The 18,801-nt window shown below is 51.3% G+C and carries 13 protein-coding genes and 1 tRNA gene; 10 read left to right on the forward strand and 4 right to left on the reverse strand.

Going from position 1 to position 18,801, the window contains the following annotated elements:
* Positions 1–87 precede the first annotated feature (87 nt).
* Positions 88–1,692 (forward strand): hypothetical protein, encoded by a 1,605-nt coding sequence (locus tag B7988_RS05220; RefSeq protein ID WP_088657089.1) that lies wholly within the window; start codon positions 88–90, stop codon positions 1,690–1,692.
* Between the two features lie 62 nt (positions 1,693–1,754).
* On the opposite strand, the gene B7988_RS05225 is transcribed toward B7988_RS05220, so the two are convergent.
* Both B7988_RS05225 and B7988_RS05230 read right to left on the reverse strand, forming a co-directional pair.
* A tRNA-His gene (locus B7988_RS05225) sits at positions 1,755–1,828 on the reverse strand.
* Positions 1,829–1,909: 81 nt separating this feature from the next.
* Positions 1,910–2,275, reverse strand: a complete 366-nt coding sequence (locus tag B7988_RS05230) for a hypothetical protein (RefSeq protein ID WP_073056119.1) — start codon at positions 2,273–2,275, stop codon at positions 1,910–1,912.
* A gap of 130 nt (positions 2,276–2,405) precedes the next feature.
* Here B7988_RS05230 and B7988_RS05235 point away from each other — a divergent pair, with 130 nt between their 5' ends.
* Together B7988_RS05235 and B7988_RS05240 are read left to right on the forward strand one after the other, a co-directional pair.
* Positions 2,406–3,353, forward strand: coding sequence for an MBL fold metallo-hydrolase (locus B7988_RS05235; protein WP_088657090.1), 948 nt, complete (start codon positions 2,406–2,408; stop codon positions 3,351–3,353).
* Between the two features lie 382 nt (positions 3,354–3,735).
* Positions 3,736–4,569 (forward strand): hypothetical protein, encoded by an 834-nt coding sequence (locus B7988_RS05240; protein ID WP_141225566.1) that lies wholly within the window; start codon positions 3,736–3,738, stop codon positions 4,567–4,569.
* A gap of 24 nt (positions 4,570–4,593) precedes the next feature.
* On the opposite strand, the gene B7988_RS05245 is transcribed toward B7988_RS05240, so the two are convergent.
* Complete coding sequence (locus B7988_RS05245) at positions 4,594–5,355, reverse strand: acyl-ACP thioesterase domain-containing protein (RefSeq protein WP_088657092.1); 762 nt, start codon at positions 5,353–5,355, stop codon at positions 4,594–4,596.
* 50 nt (positions 5,356–5,405) lie between these two features.
* On the opposite strand from B7988_RS05245, the gene aroA reads away from it, so the two are divergent.
* From aroA to dacB, 3 genes are read left to right on the forward strand one after another with little or no spacing between them, the layout of a single operon-like run.
* A complete protein-coding gene (gene aroA / locus B7988_RS05250) occupies positions 5,406–6,737 on the forward strand; it encodes a 3-phosphoshikimate 1-carboxyvinyltransferase (RefSeq protein ID WP_088657139.1) in 1,332 nt (443 codons plus the stop codon).
* A gap of 34 nt (positions 6,738–6,771) precedes the next feature.
* A complete protein-coding gene (locus tag B7988_RS05255; RefSeq protein WP_088657093.1) occupies positions 6,772–8,343 on the forward strand; it encodes an extracellular solute-binding protein in 1,572 nt (523 codons plus the stop codon).
* A 4-nt stretch (positions 8,344–8,347) separates the two neighbouring features.
* Positions 8,348–10,483, forward strand: a complete 2,136-nt coding sequence (dacB, locus tag B7988_RS05260; RefSeq protein ID WP_088657094.1) for a D-alanyl-D-alanine carboxypeptidase/D-alanyl-D-alanine-endopeptidase — start codon at positions 8,348–8,350, stop codon at positions 10,481–10,483.
* A gap of 115 nt (positions 10,484–10,598) precedes the next feature.
* On the opposite strand, the gene B7988_RS05265 is transcribed toward dacB, so the two are convergent.
* Positions 10,599–11,069: a hypothetical protein gene (locus B7988_RS05265; protein ID WP_088657095.1), complete on the reverse strand. Its 471-nt coding sequence runs from the start codon at positions 11,067–11,069 to the stop codon at positions 10,599–10,601.
* A 55-nt stretch (positions 11,070–11,124) separates the two neighbouring features.
* Between B7988_RS05265 and dxr the strand changes: the two genes are divergently transcribed.
* The 4 genes from dxr to B7988_RS05285 all read left to right on the forward strand — a co-directional run bounded on the left by dxr (position 11,125) and on the right by B7988_RS05285 (position 18,672).
* Positions 11,125–12,273: a 1-deoxy-D-xylulose-5-phosphate reductoisomerase gene (gene dxr, locus B7988_RS05270; RefSeq protein ID WP_088657096.1), complete on the forward strand. Its 1,149-nt coding sequence runs from the start codon at positions 11,125–11,127 to the stop codon at positions 12,271–12,273.
* 104 nt (positions 12,274–12,377) lie between these two features.
* On the forward strand, positions 12,378–13,646 hold the full coding sequence (locus B7988_RS05275; RefSeq protein ID WP_249268858.1) for an alpha/beta hydrolase: 1,269 nt from the start codon (positions 12,378–12,380) through the stop codon (positions 13,644–13,646).
* 102 nt (positions 13,647–13,748) lie between these two features.
* Positions 13,749–15,584, forward strand: coding sequence for a glycoside hydrolase family 9 protein (locus B7988_RS05280; RefSeq protein ID WP_088657097.1), 1,836 nt, complete (start codon positions 13,749–13,751; stop codon positions 15,582–15,584).
* A 139-nt stretch (positions 15,585–15,723) separates the two neighbouring features.
* The gene (locus tag B7988_RS05285; RefSeq protein ID WP_088657098.1) at positions 15,724–18,672 is read left to right on the forward strand and encodes a glycoside hydrolase family 44 protein; all 2,949 of its coding nucleotides are present in this window, start codon (positions 15,724–15,726) and stop codon (positions 18,670–18,672) included.
* The last annotated feature ends 129 nt before the right edge of the window (positions 18,673–18,801 follow it).

Genomic DNA, 18,801 nt, shown 5'->3' on the forward strand with positions numbered 1-18,801 from the left:
ACACTAATTTTGTGTTCCAACATCTTGAAATCTACCTATATTTGTAGGTGTGAGGGATGTGAAAAACACTCCAACAAAGAAGGGAAAATGAAAAAGAAAAACAAATGGTATGAAGTTCTTGGCGCGGGCCTGTTGTCTGTTTCGGCAATGTACCTCTGCACGTCTCTGGTGGTAACGGGCTGCTCCAGCGAAAGCAGCAGTGTTGCCGGGGAAGACTCGGAAGAATATATCGAGGACGTGGAATCCGGTGGCGACGAGGGCGCTTCTTCGTCTTCGGTTGCAAGCAAAGATAAAAAAGCGAAGTCCTCGAGCTCTGAAGAAGTCGCAATATCTTCAAGCTCGGAAAATAATGGATCTTCTGATACAACAAGGGTGGAATCTTCAAGCTCCGAAAAAGCGGATTCTTCTAGTGTCGAAGAATATGCAATTAAGAATATGACTTTAACTGGCGTAGCGCAGAAAGGCCCGTTCGTTGAATCTATAGTCGAATACAGGGAACTTAATTGCAAAACGTTAAGAATAACAAGCAATGGGTATGTTTATAAAGGTAGTGTGGAAAATGGAGTGTATAATCTTGAAAATCTCAACACGATTTCTCCATGTATTGAAATCAGTGTGTGGGGCAATTATCTAGATGAACATACTGGGAAAAAGTCGAACAAAGACATTCGACTACACGCCTTTGTTAATTTGGAAAAACGTAGCACCGTGAATATTAACGTGTTTACGCAGCTTGAATACGACCGCATAATGTATCTTGTGGAAGAAAAGAAAATGCCTGTGGCAGAAGCAAGGGCTCTGGCGAAAAAGGAGATCCTTGCGCTGTTTGATATTAAAGACGATGTCGGTGATTTTGCTGATTTGGATATCCTTAAGCCTGGAGAGGGCAACGCAGCACTTTTGGCTGCAAGTGTGCTCTTGTCGGCACAGACCAATTTAGACAAGAAAGCTTATCTTACTTATAGCATAGACTCGTTGGGGGATTCTTATGCTAAAACGGGTGAGTGGGATAACGAAATGAAAACCAAAATTGCCAACTGGGCTAAATCAGCCAAGGCAAACGGTCAACTGGAAACGATTCGCAAAAATGTGGCCGGGTGGAAAAACGTAGAAGCGGTTCCCGAGTTCGAAAAATATGTAGAATCATTTGGCGAAAAATTCTCCAACCCAGAAAATGAGGAATCTTCAAAGGAGTATTCTCATCCGAAGGAATGGCACGAACTTCATGACCTTGTTTACCATTATGTTCTAGAAGAAAATACTCCTGAAACCTTGGATAAAGGATGTTGCAAAGGAATTGATCGAGAAGATGAAGAAACGAATTTAGAAGAATACTTGATGGATCTAGATGCCTTTAAAGCAGAATATAATTTTGATGACAAAAGTAATATGAGTGACATAGAATGGTTGGGGAGTTCCAAAGTGAGGAATGATGCTAGAATATGGGATGGCGATGAATGGGACGATCCTCGATATCCGAACGTTCATTATGAAGTCTGGCTAGACACGACGTGTGTAGGGGAAGCATACGAGTATGATTCGGATAAGATTAGTGCTGTTGCGGAATATATGATTCGATATACTGTTGGGGAGGCTCCGGATGAAGAAGAGCGTATCGCTTATGTAAGTGTCCACATCAAGCTCAATGCGCTTGATATACCCTACAATCCGCCCAAGAAAGAAGACGACTAAAGCTCTTTTGTCTCCTCACTAAAAAAAAGAACCTCGCTAGTTTGCTAGCGAGGTTTTTTAAGGGTGGGTGACCGGACTCGAACCGACAACATCCAGAATCACAATCTGGGACTCTAACCAATTGAGCTACACCCACCATGATTGTGAGCCCAAATATAAAAAAGCCACCCCGATTTTCAAGGGTGGCGGTCCAATTTTTTACGAAAAAGCCCGATTTTTAGTCGTTTTTCAGTTTGGAAATGATACGCAGGTAGTTTGCGCGCTTGAAATCGTTGCGGTGTTCTTCGCAGAAACGGGGGTAAATGTACTGCTTCGGGAACACGCGGATAGTGAACATCTCGTTGCAGCCTTCGAGGCAGCACTTGAAGGTGAGGTCCATGGATTCCGTGTAGTTGTGGCGGAAGATGATGTTCTTGGACTCGATGTTGTCCACGTCCTTCTTCTGCTTCTGGCGCTGCTTGATGTCGCGGTGCAATTCGCAGTACTTGGCGATCGGGTGGCCCCAGAATTCGCGGCCGCAGCCGGGTTCCTGACAGACTTTCAGCTTGATACGCTTTTTCTTTTTGTACTTGGGTAATTGCATAAAAAACCTCGGTTTAAGGGTAAATATAGTAAAGTTTGCCGTCTTTTTCATTTTTGGGGGTAAAATCAGACAGTTTTGCCGATTTTGGCGTATAGGAAAGAGAGGCTTTTCCAAAAAAGGATGTCGTCGTATGTTCGATAAAATGCTCGTTTCTAGAAATCCTGTGCCAAAAAATACGAATCGTTGGGTTTATCTGTGGATTCTGCTCTGTGCCTGCTGCTGGGGAGCCTTGTTCAGCCTGTTGCTGTCGGGCTGCACTTATGAGAGCGGCTGGGACGGCGAGCCGGTGCCCGTGCGAATCACGTTTTTGGATGTGGGGCAGGGGCTCGCGGTGCTCCTGGAGCATGAGGGGCGATATGCCCTGTACGATTCCGGGCCCGATTCGGCGGGGCTTGCTGATACGCTTGCGTCGAGGGGCGTCAAGTCGCTCGACTGGGTGCTGGTGAGCCACTTTCACCGGGACCACGGCGGTGGGTTTATGGAAATGGGCGCGGCAATCGAGTCGGGGCGGCTCGAGGTCGGGCGCCTTTTGGTGGGGCTGGACACCGCGGTGGGCTTTGTGAGCGATAGCGTTTACACGGTGGCGCGGCGGTACAAGATTCCCGTCGATACGCTGGAACGCGGCGACACGGTGTACTTTGCCGAGGGGCTAAGGCTCGAATGCCTGTGGCCTGTAAGCTACGGGCGCTTTGGCGAAAATCGGGCGAGTGTGGTCCTCATGGGCTCTATGGTCGGTTCGCAGGCGGGGCGTGAAAGCGCATTCTTGCTTACAGGCGACTTGGATACCGCGGGCGAAAGCCGCTTGATGGAACTCTCGCGCGACTTGTCTGCAGACTTACTGCAAGTCGGGCACCATGGCTCGGCGGGCAGTAGCGGGCTTCTGTTCCTCGCGCGGGTGGCCCCCAGGTACGCAGGCATCGGGGTCGGTAAAAACAACCGCTATGGCCACCCCAAAGACGAGGTGGTCAACAAGCTCCGGCTTGTCACAGGCGATTCAACGGCGGTGTATCGCACCGACTTGCACGGGAGTTTCGGCTTTGAAATGTGGCCAGGAGTCGGGCTTGTTCCGGAGAATTAGGCTCTGGAAGGCGAAATGGTGGTAAAATGAAGGCGAAATGGTGGTTGTACAGGCCAAAGAGATGTGAAATGTTTCTTTAGCCTGTACAAATCGCGCTTAGGGAGGGGTGTTGTTGTAAAAAAGGAGGCTGCGTACAGGCCAAGGAGGAGTGGAATGCTCATTTGGCCTGTACAAATTGCAAGGAGAATGGATGAAATGTCTTAAAAATGCCTTGGCGTACAGGTTAAATGAGTGGTTTGCGCTTGCGTGGCCTGTACGCCGTCGGAAAAAAGAGCGTGAATTTGTTTAAAATCGTGGATTTGTACGGGTTAAATGTCTCTTTGTGGCTCATTTAGCCTGTATTCACCCCCATAGATTCGTAATTTCAAAGAGGAAAATGCAAATGAATGAAATTTTGAGTGTCGCAAATGTTCTGCCGGTGCTTCAAACGGCAGCGGACCAACTTCAATCGTTGATTTCTGCAAAGGAAAAAGCTTTGAAGAAAGCTCCGGCGGGTCGCCTTCGCCTTTCAAGAAGAAAAAATCAAGTTCAGTGGTTTCATGTAACAAAGGGAACAACTGTACATGGAAAGTATATCCCGGTAAATGAAATTGGGCGGGCGAAAGCCCTTGCTCAAAAAGAATATGACCAGAAGGCCTTGCCCGAATTGAAAAAGTGGCGGCTTTTAATTGATTCCTTTTTGAATCGTTTCCGACTGCAGAATTTGGAAAACCTGTACGCTTGTATGCACGAAGGCCGTCAGAAACTGGTGTCGCCTGTATATGAGTCAGATGAAACTTATATTGCGCAATGGCTTGCCGGTGTATATGAGGGCAAAAAAATTGAGGATGATGTCCCTGAAATTATGACTCTTCGCGGCGAACGGGTGCGCTCGAAATCCGAGGCGATGATTGCGGATACATTGTATAGACTGAAAATCCCTTACAAGTATGAATGTCCCTTGGCCATTAGGCATAAAAAGGGAACGTCTCGCAATACGATGACGGTATATCCTGATTTCACTTGCTTAAATGTTCGCTTGCGGCAGGAATTCGTGTGGGAACATTTTGGGATGATGGATGATGCGGATTATTCTTCGCAGGTGGCGTGGAAGGTGACTTGTTTTGAAGGCAATGGGTATTTTCTAGGAAAAAACTTGATCGTGTCAATGGAATCTTCTGAAATCCCGCTGGATGCAACGAGAATTGAAAAGATTGCTATGCAGTATTTGCTTTAAATTAGGGCTTGTTGTTCCCTGGAATTATTCCCTGAAACCTACGCGGGCCTGAAAGTGGCAGCGGTTGGTGGTGGGGCTCTTTTCCATGTCGGCGTTCATGCCGAAGAATACGACGTGATGGTTTGTATCCTTGAAGCGGATAATGTTTACGTTCGCGCCGAGCGGCACCTGGTTTACAAAGTTCAGCTGCAGCGAGCGGATGCCGCGTTCCTTGATTTCTTCTTTGCTCAGGCAGTCGAGAATCCATTCCACGTAGCGGCAGTGGTTTACATGATGGTTCAAATCTAGGTCGCTGTTGCGGGCATGTTCCGTATAAACTAATTGCGGGTCTTCGCCCATGGGCAAAACCGAGAGCATTTCGGGCATGGCGCTCTTTTCAAGCTGGATGGGGAAGGGGTACGGACTGTTTGACGGCGGTTCTGCAAAGCCGGTCTTCAAGTTTACCAGAATCCAAGAAGACGTGCCTTCGGCCAAGGCGTGACCCTGGCTGTCGACAACGGCGTAGTCCTTCAAGACAACTTTGTCTTTGTAAATCTCTTTGATCCAGGTGGAAACGCGAAGGTCTTCGCCCATGAGCGGAGTGTGATTGATGCGGACCTTCATGCGCGTAATGGCCGAGGTGTAGCCGGCCTTGATCATACGCCACAGGCCAAATCCGCCGCGTTCGGCGTCAGCGATGGCGGCCTCTTCCATAAACTGGAACAGGCGCGAAAGCTTGAGTCTGCCATATTCGTCGCAGTCCGAAAAGCGTACGGTGAATTTGAGTTCTGTGATTTCGCTCATCATTTAATGCTCCATAAAGTCTAATAGCTTATTTAATTTATAAATTTATGACCATGGATACACCCTTTATTCGCCCTAGTCATATTCAGATTCCTGCTTTGTCGTCTTATAACGGAGAACTTCGCGTGCCGGGTTCCAAAAGCATTACCAATCGAGTGCTCTTGGTGTCTGCCTTGGCCGAAGGTACTACCCGTTTGCATAACTTGTTGAAAAGCGACGATACGCGCTACATGGGCGAGGCCTTGAAGGCGCTCGGGGTCAAGGCTGAAATGACCGACGACTTTACCGAAGCCGTAATCGAAGGCAACGGGGCTCCTATCGATGCTCCGTCGGTCCTGATGGAAAACGACAACTACGTGACAGGTCTCTATCTGGGCAATGCGGGCACGGCCATGCGCTCTTTGTGTGCGGCCCTGGCTCTCGGTCGCGGCGTGTTCCACCTGAGCGGTGAAGAACGCATGAAGGAACGCCCGATTCGCGACTTGGTCGAAGCGCTTCGCTCGCTTGGTGCCGACATCGACTACATGGAAACCGAAGGCTTCCCGCCGGTATGTATTAACGCCCGCGGTTTAAAGGGCGGCTCGGTCTCTGTCCGCGGGAACATCTCTAGCCAGTACCTCACGGCGCTTTTGATTTGTGCCCCCTATGCAGAATCCCCGCTCCATATTCATGTAGAAGGCGAACTGATTTCGGCGCCGTACATTCTTTTGACTCTCGATGTCATGAAACAGTTCGGTATCGAAGTCAAACATGCCGATCTGAAGGAATTTTATGTGCCCAAGGGTGTGTACAAGACTCCGGGCGACTACATGGTCGAAGGTGATGCAAGCTCTGCAAGTTATCCGCTGGCTGCCGCCGCCATTGCGGGCGGCAAGGTGCGCGTGCTCGGTGTGGGTAGCGATTGCCGTCAGGGCGATATCGCTTTTGTCGACGTGCTCAAGAAAATGGGCGCAAACATTACCATGGGTCCCGACTGGACAGAATGCTCTGGCACGGGTGGCAAGCTCAAGAGCCTGGGCGAATTCAACGCAATCGAGATTCCCGATGCGGCCATGACGGTTGCGGTACTCGCCCTGTTCGCCGACGCCCCCATGACCATTACGGGCATTGCCAGCTGGCGCGTCAAGGAAACCGACCGTATTGCGGCCATGGCGGCTGAACTGCGCAAGGTGGGTGCCGAAGTCCGCGAAACGACGGATTCCATTACGATTACGCCTCCGGAACACTTGCAGCCTGCAACAATTGAAACCTACAATGACCACCGCATGGCCATGTGCTTTAGTTTGGTCGCCTTGGGCGGTGTTCCGATCAAGATTATGGATCCGGCTTGCATTAATAAGACGTATCCGCGCTACTTTGAAGACTTTTTGAGAATTGCCCACTAGCTGACAACGGTGAATTAGTATTTTAGAGAAAACCATGAAGAAGCGTATTTGCGGCATAGCTTTATTTGTGATGACACTCGCCTTGTGCGGGATTGCTCATGCTATGCCGGAACTGAAGGCCATGCCGACACCTCCCGATACGCTTGTGCTTTGGGTGATGGACCAGGATATCAATGCTGGCGCCGCTCTCCAGAAACTCATGAAAAAGTACACGCGCCAAAGCGGAACTCCGGTCAAGATCCGATTCGTGGATTGGGGAGTCGCCTTCGCCGAACTCAACAAGGTCTTGGTAACCGAAGCTGGCCCGGGGACCGATTTTCCGGATGTGTTGCAGCTGGGCTCGAGCTGGGTGCCGTATTTTGCCAAGGCGGGCATGATTAACCCTGTCACAGAATTGTTAGACGCTGTCGATACAAGTCGCTTTTATCCGGAGGCCATGAAATCTGGCCATATCGGTCGCGATACTCTGGTGTACTCGATTCCGTGGTTCCTCGACATTCGTGGATTCTTCGCGAACGAACGCATTTGGTTGGAACTGGGGCTGCATGATTCCGAAATCGAAACTTACCCGCAGTTCTTTGGCGTGCTCCGGGCCATTTCGGAAGCCAAGGTGACTAACCGGCAAGATGTTGAGGTGGTGCCGTTTGAATTTGGCGTGAAGGACGACTGGACGGGCTATCAGCAGATGTCTCCGTTCCTCTGGAATTACGGCGGTGACTTCGTTGCAGAAGTCGATAGCGGTTACCGCAGTGCCCTAGCAGACCCATTGACGCTGGTGGGACTTTGTTTTTATTTGAAATTGTTGCGCGACCATGACGTATCGCCGTACAACCTCAAGGAAAATTCGGCCCAGAGTGCAGACCGCTTTGTGCGTTCCGAACAGTTGATGATTTTTGGTACGTCCGAATTGATCCGCAAAATTGAATTCGACACGGAAATGGGCGGCTTGAGAGATAGCCCGCTCGCCAAAGACGGCTTGATTACGGTGACCGGTCCCAAGGGCCCGTACGGCAATTTCTCGTTTGTGGGCGGAAGCCATTTGACGCTCCCGAAGAACAGCAACCCGATCAAGCATGCAAAGGCCCGCGACTTGTTCCTGTTCATGCTCCGTGCAGACAATATCGATTTCTATTCTAGACAGTGCGGCTTCATTCCGCCCGACAAGAGCTTGATTCGAATCTGGATGCAGGATCCTCGCTACAATCATTTGATTGACGGTCTCGAAAATCATGGCCGTAGTAGCCAGAACATTCCGGAATGGAGCGAAATCGAAATGACGGTGAACAGCATGGTGTCTGCCATTGCGAGTACATTGCTCAAGCAAGATTCTTCCGTGAACGAAGAAATTGCGAGTCACGTGTTTGATGCTCACCAGAAAATCAATGGCATTTTGGGGTACAAAGACCCCGAAACGGAATCCGCTGTAAAGCACCGTATTCTTGCGGCTTTGGAAACCCCGGTCGAAGAAATCAAGTACGAAAAGGGTTTCGGTTCGGTCAGCGTGCAGCCTGAATTTAGCTTGCGGCTTATTGTGGTGATTTCTTTGGGAGCTGTTGCGGTCGTGCTATTGTTGGTGTTCTCTATTCGTCGGTTCCGCAAGCGCTAGAATTATGCGAAATATTTTTGCCTTAATTGGATTCTTTACAACTGTCGCTCTAGCCAATTTTCAATTGGATTCATTCCAGGTGTACGTGGATTCGGTGGTGCCTGGCGCCCGTTACGGACTCTCGATACGATCGATTAAAACGGGCCAAGAATTAGGTAACATTCGCGGAGATGAAAAGTTCACGCCTGCAAGTACGCTCAAGACTTTGACGACTGCGGCGGCGGTTCACTACTTGCCGCTCGATTACGCGCCCAAGACCGAAGTTTCTCTGAACGGTAGCGTGCGCAAAAAGACTTTTGTCGGCTCTATCAATGTCCGCGGTGCGGGCGATCCGAATTTTTCGGGCCGCTATTACGCAGACCCGTTCCACATGCTGTATGCAATGGCCGATTCCATTCATGCCTTGGGCATAGATTCCGTTTCGGGCAAGATTAATTTGGATTCCAGCTATTACAAGGGGCCGTGGCGCGCTGAACACTGGCGCAAGAATTTTTATGATGCGTGGTACGGTGCCGAAATTGCTCCGCTCGGATTTAACGACAACTGCACCATGATTCGCTTTAAGCCGGGCACAAAGGTGGGCGAGCTGGCCCGTGCCGAAGTGGTGCCTGACGTTGGCTATGTCGTTTTGAAAAATGAAATGGTGACGGTTCCGGGTAAAAAGCGCAAGTGGACTTGGGCGCTCGATTCTGTAAAGCCCGAAATCACGATTGGTGGCGCCATCGGTATCGGCGTGGATTCTAGCCAGCTGGTGCTCCCGGTGCGTAACCCGATTGCGTACTTTAAGGCTGCCTTCATTCACGCTCTCAAGGAACGCGGAATTGCCTTCAAGGAGCAGCCCAATGTGCAGGAGGGAATCCAGATTGCCTCTTACACTTATTCGGCGGCGCCGTTCCTCAGCATTCTCGACGAAATCAATCAACGCAGCCAGAACTTGCATGCCGAAACGATCTTCCGCAATTTAGGCGCCCAAAAGACGGGCGTGGGTAGCGTTGAAAGCGGCCGCGCCATGGAAATGAAATTCCTTGCCGAAATGGGAATTGATTCTACCGACTTCGAAGTCTGGGACGGTTGCGGACTTTCGCCCAAGAACAAGGTGAAGCCTTCTACTGAAACCAAGTTGCTTGCAAAGATGGCTCGCCACCCCAAGGGTAGCTACTACATCAACAGTTTTGCGGGCCCCGGAATCGGTACCGGCGGCAAGCGCATGCTTGATTTGCCGTACCCCTGGCTCACTCGATTCAAGACTGGCTTTATCGGCGAAGTCCACGGCCTGGTAGGCTACATTTATACGCTCGATGGCGATACCCTTGCGGTGGCCATGTACTTGAACGAAACGGGCAAGAATCCTGACGCGCAACTCAAAGATGCGCTCGATACTTTGTGGACCCGTCTCGTTTATCGTGCGAATGACAGTTACGCTTCGTTCATGAAAATGAAACAGATGTGGCTCGGTGCTCAAAATGTGGCAGGACTTACCGCAAGGCTCGAATATTTCTCCCGCCTCATGAAGGGAACCCCATACAAACTTGGCCCCATGGGCGAAAGCTATCTGGATTCTATCGAAAACAAACCGCTGGTGTACATGGATTCGGTCGACTGCGTGACGTATTTGGAACATGTTCTTGCGATGGCCTTGTCGCCGAACGAAAACGAAATCTTCAATACGCTCCAAAAGATCCGCTACAAGGGCGGTAAAATCGGTTACGTGAACCGCAAACATTACCTGCTGGCCGACTGGGTGAGCGATAGCAAGTTTGCTCGCGTGATGCAGGTGCCGGGCGATACGGTCGTAAAGCGCACGATGCCCAAGCAGAATTTCTTCAAGGCGAAAAAGATCAAGTACGAAACTCCGGATGCTCCGATGGACTTGCGCTACTTGCCTTACAGTCGTGCGGTAGAAATGGCTTCAAAACCTTATGCCGGCCCTTTGATGGTGACGGGGGTCGCCTTTGTCGCAAGTGCAAATGACTTGGATGCGACGCATACGGGCTTCGTGATTTTCCGCAACGGGGAACTCCCGAAGCTGCGCCATGCTGCGTGGAAAAAGCAAGTGGTTGAACTTTCGCTGAAAGACTACTTGGTGAGCCGCAAGGGCAAGCTTCCGGGAATTACGCTGTTCGAATTCCTGAAGCAATAAGTCGAGTGTTCTTTCTTTGTCATGCCGGGCTTGACCTCAATAGCCACTTGCAGCTTTGCTGCTTAGTGGATATGATCCTCGGCAACGGGGAGTCATCTCCTTTTATAAGTCGCGATTATTCGCCTAAATCAAACGCAAGAATCGCGACGAGTTCGTGCTCGCCCGCGTTAGTGTGCTCGCCGCCTTCATCACCCTGCGGCTCCTTTTCGAACAAAGTCCATGCATCCGGCATCCAGCCGTAGGCAGCCATGGTGAGTTCCTTGCCAATGGCAATTTCGGCGGCTTCTACCTCTTCCCAGCGCACGGGACCTGTTGGCGCCTTGTAGTAGCGCAGCATTCCGAGCGCTTCCATCGATTCTGGATAGTTGTCCACCAGCTGGTAAACGCAGTCCTTGTAGCTTTCGCCTTTCAGACGGATCACGCGGTAAAGGCGCTTGTGACCCAGGAATTTAGAGAGGTCGCCGTGGTGAACGTCAATCTTGGAACCTTGCCCGAAAAACGTCATGAGCTCGCGGAAAATTTCCGAATCCTCTTCCATGAACGGGGAGAGCTTTTTAATCAGGGCGTTAACTTCGTTTGCGAGCATGTTTAAATTATAGATATTTTTTATCTTTTTACCTGTATAAAAAAGAGGCTTCAAAATGAAAAACGTAGTTCTTCTCGGTGCGACCGGTTCTATCGGTACTTCTAGCGTCGATGTCATTCATCAGCATTCCGATATCTTCAATCTTTACGCCGTTGCCGCCAACAGCAGTGTGGCCAAAGTTGCCGAAATCGTGCGCAAGTACAAGGTTGAACGCGTGTGCATGTTCGACCCGAATGCCGCCAAGGAACTCGAGAGTGTACTCGGCATGAAGGTGCTCGTGGGCATGGAAGGCCTTTGCGAACTCGCAGCCGACCCGAAGGCCGACATCATCATCAACTCGTTGATGGGTGCCGTAGGTTGCCTCCCGACGATTACTGCTATTGAACACGGCAAGCATGTGGCTCTTGCAAACAAAGAAACAATGGTCATGGCAGGCCCCGTCATTTGGGACAAGCTTGCCGAAAATCCGAAGTCCTTCATCACGCCGATCGATTCCGAACACAGCGCTATCTTTCAGTGTCTCGAAGGCGGCAAGCGCGAACACGAAGTGGAATTCCTCGAAATTACGGCATCCGGTGGCCCGTTCCGCGAATGGCCCGTTGAAAAGTTTGAAAACATCACCGTGGCCGATGCCTTGAATCACCCGGTGTGGAGCATGGGCAAGAAGATTACCATCGACTCTGCTTCCATGATGAACAAGGGTCTCGAAGTTTTGGAAGCTCACTTCCTCTTCCACATTCCGTACGACCAGATCAAGGTGGTGGTTCACCCGCAGTCCATGGTGCATTCGCTGGTGCAGTTCCGCGACGGTTCCCTCATGGCCCAGCTCGGTGCTCCCGACATGCGCATTCCGATTCAGGTGGCGCTCACGTGGCCCGACCGTCTGCCGCTCGATACCAAGCGCATTGATCTGCCGACGCTTGCGAAGCTGACCTTCTTTGAACCGGACTTCAACAAGTTCCGCTGCCTTGCCTTGGCATTTGAAGCGGGCCGCCGCGGCGGTATCGTGCCTGCCATGATGAATGCTGCAAACGAAGTTCTCGTTGACACCTTCCTCAAAGGTAACCTCAAGTTTACGGATATCCCGCGCCATGTGGAAACCATTATGGCCGGTGCCCCGAACGTGACGGGTCACCTGACGCTCGACCAGGTGCTCGAAGCCGACGCCGAAGCCCGTCGCCTGACGCTTGACCTGATTAAGTAAGTTGTAATCTTGTACAACAGAATTTTGAGTCGCTCCGGAATGGGGCGACTTTTTTGATTTATATTATTTTATGGGCGTTACTGCCTGTTTGGAAAGGATTGAGTATGAACAAAATTATTGCGGCTTCATGCCTCGCTGTCGCAGTTGCAGCGTTTGCGCAGGGCTTTGGGGGACAACAGTCGGGTAACGACAAGATGGAGTATTCCGAGAAGTTCGCTGACGTGAACTACGCGGGCGACGGCATGAGATTCCACAACATGGATATCTACCTCCCGAAGGAGAAGAAGGATAGTTACCCGGTGGTAATCCATACCTACGGGAGCGCCTGGAGCATGAACAACTACAAGGGTTCTGCCGATTTGAATACGATTTGCGCGGCGCTCCTGAAGGCAGGCTATGCGGTGGTGACTCCGAATCACCGTTCTGCAAGCGATGCCATTTACCCGGCGCAGTTGCATGATCTTAAGGCCGTAGTGCGCTTTATTCGTGGTAATGCGGCGAAATACAAAATCGATACATCGTTTATCGCTATGTCCGGATTTTCGTCGGGCGGACATCTCTCCAGTTTGGTCGCTACAACCTGTGGCTTGAAAGAAGGCAAGTCCGGTTCCGTAACGGTGGACTTGGTGGGCTCCCTGGGGGAGTTCACCAAGTTCAGTAGCTGTATCGATGCGGCGTCGCTGTGGTCGCCCCCGACCGATATTTACACCATGAATCCTATCAATAATTTCATGGGCAGCGGAACTTACGAAGGTGCTTTTATCGGAGCCGAGCGCGAAGGCAACAAGGATAAGTGGATGGTAGCCAGTTCGCCGTACTATGCCAGCGAAGACGACCCGCCTATTATCTTGTTCCATGGAACATCGGACCAAATTGTAAACAAGGAACAAAGCCAGGAACTTTATGATTCTCTGAAAAAGCATAATGTCGTGACGGAACTTGTTTCGGTGTCGGGAGGAACCCATGGCGGCAACGAAATGTATGTCGACGAAAACTTGAACAAAATGATCAGTTTCTTCAATACGGCTCGTGAAGCAAAATCGCAGATTGTCGAACCTTTGGATACGGCGAAGGTAGATACCTCCGTAACGGATACCTCGGTTACCGATACTTTGGATAACGATTCCATGCAGACTCGTCTGCCTTCGAACTGGAAACTGCTGGCTCATGTCGGCTTGGTCGGTAACAAGTTGGTTGCCTTCGGGAATGGCGGCGAATACCGTTGCGCCATCGTCTCCATGAACGGCTCTGTAACCTGGCGGGGCGACTTCCGCGGCACCCTGGACCTGTCTTGGCTGCCTTCCGGGACGTATGCCGTTGTTGTGACATTCCCGTCTGGAATACAAAAAAGGCTCAAATTTGCGAAAAAATAACACAATGGGTACACTTGTGTCCAATTTCTGGCGTAAGAGAACTCTCTTACGCTTTTTTTGGGGTATATTTGTAGTTGCATAATAATCATTAAGGAGTCCGAGATGTTGAAATTTGGCTTAAAACAGTATGCGGCTGTCGTACTTTCTCTTACGACGGCGGCTTCTGCTGCTACAGCATATATCAACCAAATTGGTTACCGCGTAGGTGATGCTAAGGAATTTACCCTGGCTGACGGTAACGGCGATGTTGAAATTGTGGACGCAAGTGGTGCGACCGTTTTGAAGGTGACTCCGTCTGCGGCTTCGAATTGGGAACCCAGCGGTCAGAATGTCCAGCTGGTCGATATCTCGGACTTGAACACTCCGGGCACCTATTCCATTAAGGTGGGTGGTCAGGAACTTCGTAAGGATCTCAAGATTGCCGCTAACACTTATGAAGATGTCACCAAGGCTTCTTTGAAGTGGTATTACTACCAGCGTGCTTCCATGGCTTTGGAAGAAACCTACGCCGGTCAGTGGAAGCGTGCCGCCGGTCATACCAATGCAAGCGTGCAGCTCCATAGCTCTACCGGTGAATCCGGTTCCATCAATTCGTCCAAGGGCTGGTACGATGCCGGTGACTACGGTCGCTACATTGTGAACTCGGGCATTACCACTTACACGCTCCTTTCGTTGTACGAACATTTCCCGGAATATTTCAAGACGCTCAAGTGGAACATTCCGGCTGACGGAACTCTCCCGGATTTGCTCGCCGAAATCAAGTACAACTTGGACTGGATGCTTACCATGCAGGCCTCTGATGGTGGCGTTTACCATAAGCTGACTTCTCTCGGATTCCCGGGTGACGTGATGCCGGCAGACGATATCGATCCGATTTACGTAATCGGCAAGGGTACTGCTGCCACATTTGACTTTGCCGCAGTGATGGCTGTAGCCGCCCGTGTGTACAAGCCGTTCGATGCAACTTATGCTAGTAAGTGCCTCGAAGCTGCCAAGAAGGCTTATGCCTGGGGTGCGCAGAATTCCAACAAGGCCTTCAAGAACCCGTCCGATGTGGCTACGGGTGAATATGGCGACAACTGGCTCGAAGACGAAAAGATGTTTGCCGGCACGGAACTCTTCGTGTCTACCGGCGATGCAACTTACAAGCCGAGCAAGGCTTCCGCAAACGTTCCGAGCTGGGCTGATGTCGGAGGCCTTGCGACTTATGGCCAGGCTACACACGCTACCGAATTCGGTGCCGAAGCTCAGGCTGCAAAGGATAGCTTGCTCAAGACAGCCGATGACTTTGCAAATCGTAGCACTAAGGGCTTCGGTGTCGTGATGGCTAAGAACGACTTTGTGTGGGGCTCTAACGCTGTTGCTGGCAACCAAGGCGTATGGCTGTTGCACGCCTACTACCTGACTGGCGAAGCCAAGTACTACCAGGCTGCAGTCAAGGTGCTGGATTACCTGCTCGGTAAGAATCCGCTCGACATGTCTTTCTTGACTGGTTTTGGTACAAAGTCCGCCAAGAAGCCGCACCACCGTCCGAGTACCTCTGACAAGGTGACCGCTCCGATTCCGGGAATGATTGTGGGTGGCCCGCAGCCCGGTGGCGAAGACATCGGTTCCGAATCTTGGGAATGCAAGGACTATAGAACCGGATTCCCGGCAACCTCTTATGTCGACAACAACTGCAGCTACGCTTCGAACGAAGTGGCCATCAACTGGAATGCCCCGTTTGCATACCTCGCTGGCGCTATCGAAGCAATCAATCACGGTTATGCTCCTAGCTTTGCTGTGGACGGTGTCGCTCGCAGTACCGATGCTATCAAGCCCGCAGTCGCCCGCAAGGCTCACGTGAAGCAGGGCCCGCAGCTCCGCTTTGTTGACCAGAAGCTCTATGTCGAAAAGAACGGCAAACGCTTCAACCTGAAGGGTCATCAGGTTAAGTAGACAGTAGACGGTAGGCAGTAGACAGATACCGCGCCGAATTTGAAAGGTTTGCCCCTGACTTGTTCAGGGGCATTTCCTTTTTCTTCCTACTTCCTACTTCCTACTTCTAACTTCCTACTATATTTGTTTTGAGGTTTTTATGAAAAATCATTTTGTATTTGCTGCCGCAGCGGGGCTTTCGCTTTGTGCTTCCGCTTTTGCCGCCCAGAATGTCATCAAGGTCGATGACTTGCATCCGGGTGTCGTTATCAATAAAGAAAACATGATGTCTGCGGACTTGGCGATTTGGAATCCGCCGAGCCGTTATTACGACATGACTTCTGCTTTGGTCGATGGCGGATACACGCTGTTTAGATTCCCGAATGGCAGCCTTTCGAATGATTACCACTGGAACGGTATCGGCAAGTATGATTCTACGGGTCTATGGACTGCCGACGAAAACAAGTGGGCACGCGGCTTCTTGGGCGAAACGATTTACCGCGGCACCACCAAGGACAACTACGGCTTTGTGCGTCGCAGTCACCTGGCCGACGGCAATATGGAAACCATGTGGTGGGGCGAAATCCTAGACCCGGTGGACCCGCCTTGGGTCGTGGTGGAATTTCCGGAAAAGGTCGATGTCGATTCGTTGGAAATTAGCTGGGGAACGCTGCGCCCGAAGGCTTTTGAAATCGCCTACTGGACCGAAGATTACGCCGAATATCCGGGGGTGCACCAGGCGCTCGAAAACAAGCTGAAACTTGAAAAAGTGGTCAAGGTGAATGGCGCGACCACCAAGTACAAGTCTAAATTCCGCAGCCGCTATGTGGCCATTCGCTTCAAGACTGCTGATTTGCCTAGCAAGGGCGTGCAGATTCGCGAGATGAAACTTTATAGCGGCGAAACCGACTTGCTCGGCGGTAACAACTACAAGTTCTACGCGATGTCTACCCGCAATGGCGACAAGGCCCGCACCGATTGGACCGACATCAAGTGGGATTTTGAAGAATTCATGAAGTACATCCAGACGCTTCCGAACGCAAAAGCCGTTATCTGCGTGAATGCAGGTACCGGAACTTCGAAAGAAGCTGCCGCCTGGGTGCGTTATGCAAATAAAGTAAAAGGCTACAACATTAAGCAGTGGCAAATCGGCAACGAACTCGACGGCGAATGGGAAGAATCCGGCCCGATTTCGGCAAGGCATTACGCTGCACGATTCCTGGAATACGCCCGCGCCATGAAGGCTGTCGATTCGACAATCGTTCTGCATGGCCCGCTGTTCAGCACGCATAAAATGCAGCAGAAGGGTGCCGGCTTGCTCGATGGCAAGTATTGGATGGAAGAATTCTTGCGCATCGTGGGCGAGGCTGAAAAGAAAGACGGCAAGCGTTACCTCGACGTGGTGGACTTGCACAATTACCCCTACTGGACGCCCAACGAACCGAAGCCTGCCGATATGCTCAAGGCCATGCTCGATGTGGGCCCGAATATGGATACGCTCAATGTGTGGATGAAACGCCACCTCGAAGGTGAACGCGGTGTATTCCTTTCGGAATTCAGTACCTGCGTGCAGGGCTTTAGCCTGCTGATGGATTATCCGCAGGCCGCTGCCGTGGCAAGTATTTTTGCGCAGCATGCCATGCGCTTTGGAAATCGCTTGCAGGTGCTTCCGTGGGATGCCTTCGGTAATTTGTTCAAAGGCCCCGATGACACTTGGGGAACCATTAGCATGACGGCCCTCGCCAAGGAAGGCTCCTGGAATTATTGGAAGTCTCTGGAGCCGACGGCGGAATACTACGGCATTTACATGACCTACATGGATTTCCTTGAAAACGGTTATGCGGTGTTGCCCGTAGAATCGACGAGCCCCGATATTGAAGCCTACGCAATCGGCAAAGGTGATTCAGCCCGTGTGATGATCGTGAACTTGAGTGATGCCCCGCAGGTGGTGCAGATTGACCGCGCAAGCGTCAAGGGCAATTCTAAAGAAGTCGGCAAGGGCGACCTGGTGCGTACACAGGTCGAAATCTTTGGCGAAGATCAGTTCAAGTGGGTGGGCACTACGCAGAAGGCGTATCCGTACCCGAAAATGGGCCCGAGCGGCCGCCGCATTAACCCGAGCAAGAGCAAGGACATTACGGTGCCGCCGTTTGGACTTGCCGTCGTGCAAGTCAACCCGAAGGTGGTGGGCTTGAGCGAAGCGACCAAGGCGCAGGCCGCGAAGCCGAAGTTCTTGGCAGCCTCTCTCGAAAAAAAGGTCCTGATGGCAGGCGATACGATCGACTTGTTCGTGACGGCAATTCAGGAAAATGGTCAGCTTACAAACGGCGCCGTGACGGTTGGCAATTGGGGCAAGCGGGGCATGGTCTTGCAGAGCGCCGTTCCCGATGATAGCAAGTGGAACGCTTCTATCGAAAGTTTCCATGTGCAAATCCCGATTCCCGAAGATGTGTATCCTGCTGCTCGCGAAATCCAGGTGACTGTTCAGGGCTTGGGCGGCAAGGTCTCGGTGCTCAGGATTCCGTTCCGCGTTCGCGGCGCTTACCGTACCACGCACGTGATGCAGAACTTTGATAACGGCCTCGATGCCGTCGACTGGTTCCCGGTCGCTAACGGCGACAACGCAACGACTATCGGTGCAAAGGTCTTTAACGGAGCGCCTCCGCACGGTGGCTTTATCCGCCACGACTTTATGATCGAGCAGCCACCTACGCAGGGCTGGCCGAACTTTGCGGGCGCCTACTACGTGATTCCCGAAGAAGTTCACAATTCCGTGGGTATCGTGTTCGACTACGCCACGAACCACAGCAATCCCGATGGCTATTTCGAAGTGCAAATCGCAAGCGAACAGGTCAAGGATTACGATGAATTCATGATCCGCCTCAAGAACACTCGCGGTTCCTGGATGCGTGACACGCTCATCTGGGAAAATATGAAACAGGAAGGTTGGGGTAAGACCATTCCGCAGCTCGACCCGAAGCAAATCAAGAATTTCTCTTGGCGCGCTCGCCATAGCGGCACGGGCTACATTAGCCTCGACAACATCTACCTGCTTGGGGAAGACGGCACCGAAGTTCCGATGCCCCGCGGCCTCCGCCGGTTGAGATAATTAAATCCTCGGGTTAGGAATATTGCCCGATACAATTGATACATTGTTGCCTGTAAACGCGCTTTTGTAGGACCGTTTGCAGGCTTTTTTCTTTATATTATTCTCGCACGCGCGTTGGTGACGCGTTTT

Source organism: Fibrobacter sp. UWB1 (assembly GCF_002210325.1).
Taxonomy (GTDB): Bacteria; Fibrobacterota; Fibrobacteria; order Fibrobacterales; family Fibrobacteraceae; genus Fibrobacter.

Coding starts and splice junctions, on each gene's coding strand:
- B7988_RS05220 (WP_088657089.1), top strand. CDS start 88: ATGAAAAAGAAAAACAAATGGTATGAAGTTCTTGGCGCGGGCCTGTTG.
- B7988_RS05230 (WP_073056119.1), bottom strand. CDS start 2,275: ATGCAATTACCCAAGTACAAAAAGAAAAAGCGTATCAAGCTGAAAGTC.
- B7988_RS05235 (WP_088657090.1), top strand. CDS start 2,406: ATGTTCGATAAAATGCTCGTTTCTAGAAATCCTGTGCCAAAAAATACG.
- B7988_RS05240 (WP_141225566.1), top strand. CDS start 3,736: ATGAATGAAATTTTGAGTGTCGCAAATGTTCTGCCGGTGCTTCAAACG.
- B7988_RS05245 (WP_088657092.1), bottom strand. CDS start 5,355: ATGATGAGCGAAATCACAGAACTCAAATTCACCGTACGCTTTTCGGAC.
- aroA (WP_088657139.1), top strand. CDS start 5,406: ATGGATACACCCTTTATTCGCCCTAGTCATATTCAGATTCCTGCTTTG.
- B7988_RS05255 (WP_088657093.1), top strand. CDS start 6,772: ATGAAGAAGCGTATTTGCGGCATAGCTTTATTTGTGATGACACTCGCC.
- dacB (WP_088657094.1), top strand. CDS start 8,348: ATGCGAAATATTTTTGCCTTAATTGGATTCTTTACAACTGTCGCTCTA.
- B7988_RS05265 (WP_088657095.1), bottom strand. CDS start 11,069: ATGCTCGCAAACGAAGTTAACGCCCTGATTAAAAAGCTCTCCCCGTTC.
- dxr (WP_088657096.1), top strand. CDS start 11,125: ATGAAAAACGTAGTTCTTCTCGGTGCGACCGGTTCTATCGGTACTTCT.
- B7988_RS05275 (WP_249268858.1), top strand. CDS start 12,378: ATGAACAAAATTATTGCGGCTTCATGCCTCGCTGTCGCAGTTGCAGCG.
- B7988_RS05280 (WP_088657097.1), top strand. CDS start 13,749: ATGTTGAAATTTGGCTTAAAACAGTATGCGGCTGTCGTACTTTCTCTT.
- B7988_RS05285 (WP_088657098.1), top strand. CDS start 15,724: ATGAAAAATCATTTTGTATTTGCTGCCGCAGCGGGGCTTTCGCTTTGT.